Raw genomic sequence first — 1,858 nt, 5'->3', positions numbered from 1 at the left:
GTCGAACACCGAGATCGCGGACCGCCTGGTCATCAGCGAGGCCACCGTGAAGACGCACGTCAACCACCTGCTGACCAAGATCGACGCCCGCGACCGGGCCCAGGCCGTCGCCTACGCGTACCAGCACGGCCTGCTGCGCTGAGAAGGCAGGCGGGGTGACCGGGGCGGGGGCGCAGGGGCAATACAGTGGGGTGCATGGCCGAGTGGGAGTACGCGCCCGCGCCCGAGTCGGCGGCGATCGGACGGTTGCGCGAGTCGTACGGGATGTTCGTCGACGGCACGTTCTCCGGCGGTGACGGCGGCACGTTCAAGACCGTCAACCCGGCGACCGAGGAGGTGCTGGCCGAGGTCGCGGTCGCCGGCGAGGCGGACGTGGACCGGGCCGTCGCGGTCGCCCGCCGGGCGTACGACGAGGTGTGGGGACCGATGCCCGGCAAGGACCGGGCCAAGTACCTGTTCCGGATCGCACGGATCATCCAGGAGCGGTCCCGCGAGCTGGCCGTGCTGGAGACGCTCGACAACGGCAAGCCGATCAAGGAGTCCCGGGACGTCGACGTCCCGCTGGCCGCGGCGCACTTCTTCTACCACGCCGGCTGGGCCGACAAGCTGGCGTACGCGATCCCGGGCCGGCCCGACCCGCGCCCGCTCGGCGTCGCCGGCCAGGTCATCCCGTGGAACTTCCCGCTGCTCATGGCGGCCTGGAAGCTGGCCCCGGCGCTCGCCGCCGGCAACACCGTCGTGCTCAAGCCGGCCGAGACGACCCCGCTGACCGCGCTGGTGCTGGCCGAGATCTGCCAGCAGGCCGACCTGCCCCCGGGCGTGGTCAACGTGCTGCCCGGGGCCGGCCCGACCGGCGCCGCGCTGGTCCGCCACCCCGGCCTGGACAAGGTCGCGTTCACCGGCTCGACCGAGGTCGGCCGCGAGATCCAGCGCACGCTGGCCGGCACCGGGCGGCGGCTGACGCTGGAGCTCGGTGGCAAGGCCGCGAACGTCGTGTTCGACGACGCCCCGCTCGACCAGGCCGTCGAGGGCATCGTCAACGGCATCTTCTTCAACCAGGGGCACGTCTGCTGCGCCGGCTCCCGGCTGCTGGTCCAGGAGTCCGTGTACGACGAGGTGGTCGCCAAGCTGCAGCGCCGGCTCGGCACGCTGCGCCTCGGCGACCCGATGGACAAGAACACCGACCTCGGCGCGATCAACTCGGCCGAGCAGCTGGCCCGCGTCCGGGAGCTGTCCGACATCGGCGAGGCCGAGGGCGGCCACCGCTGGTCGCCGGCCTGCGAGCTGCCCGAACGCGGCTACTGGTTCCCACCGACCATCTTCACCGACGTCGCGCAGTCGTCGCGGATCGCCCGGGACGAGGTGTTCGGGCCGGTGCTGGCGGTGCTCACCTTCCGTACGCCGGCCGAGGCCGTGGAGAAGGCCAACAACACGCCGTACGGGCTGTCGGCCGGGGTGTGGACCGAGAAGGGGTCGCGCATCCTCTGGATGGCCAACCGGCTGCGGGCCGGGGTGGTCTGGTCCAACACGTTCAACAAGTTCGACCCCACCTCGCCGTTCGGCGGCTACAAGGAGTCCGGCTTCGGGCGCGAGGGCGGCCGGCACGGGCTGGAGGCCTATCTTGACTAGAGCGGCCAGGGCGAAGCCGACCGCGGCGCCGGAGCGGGTCGGCGTGCGCAAGACGTACAAGCTCTACATCGGCGGGGCATTTCCGCGTTCGGAGTCGGGACGGTCGTACGAAGTGTCCGATGTGGACGGTCGGTTCCTGGCCAACGCGGCCCAGGCGTCCCGCAAGGACGCCCGCGACGCGGTGGTCGCCGCCCGCAAGGCCCAGCCGGGCTGGGCGAAGGCGACCGCG

At 72.3% G+C, this 1,858-nt stretch carries 3 protein-coding genes; all 3 read left to right on the top strand.

Translation table 11 applies throughout. The annotated features are described in order from the left end of the window. Window positions 1-142: LuxR C-terminal-related transcriptional regulator (locus VGP36_11375; GenBank protein ID HEV7655313.1), on the top strand; the 142-nt coding region annotated here is incomplete at its 5' end. A 53-nt stretch (window positions 143-195) separates the two neighbouring features. Continuing rightward, window positions 196-1,629 (top strand): aldehyde dehydrogenase family protein, encoded by a 1,434-nt coding sequence (locus VGP36_11370; protein ID HEV7655312.1) that lies wholly within the window; start codon window positions 196-198, stop codon window positions 1,627-1,629. After that, on the top strand, window positions 1,622-1,858 hold a 237-nt coding region (locus tag VGP36_11365; GenBank protein HEV7655311.1), incomplete at its 3' end, for a hypothetical protein. The genes VGP36_11370 and VGP36_11365, both read left to right, overlap by 8 nt.

The organism is Mycobacteriales bacterium (genome assembly GCA_035995165.1).
Lineage (GTDB): Bacteria > Actinomycetota > Actinomycetes > Mycobacteriales > CADCTP01 > CADCTP01.
The sequence above is the reverse complement of the archived record's forward strand: the minus strand, read 5'-3'. Positions and strand labels throughout refer to the sequence as shown.

Coding starts and splice junctions, on each gene's coding strand:
- VGP36_11370 (HEV7655312.1), top strand. CDS start 196: ATGGCCGAGTGGGAGTACGCGCCCGCGCCCGAGTCGGCGGCGATCGGA.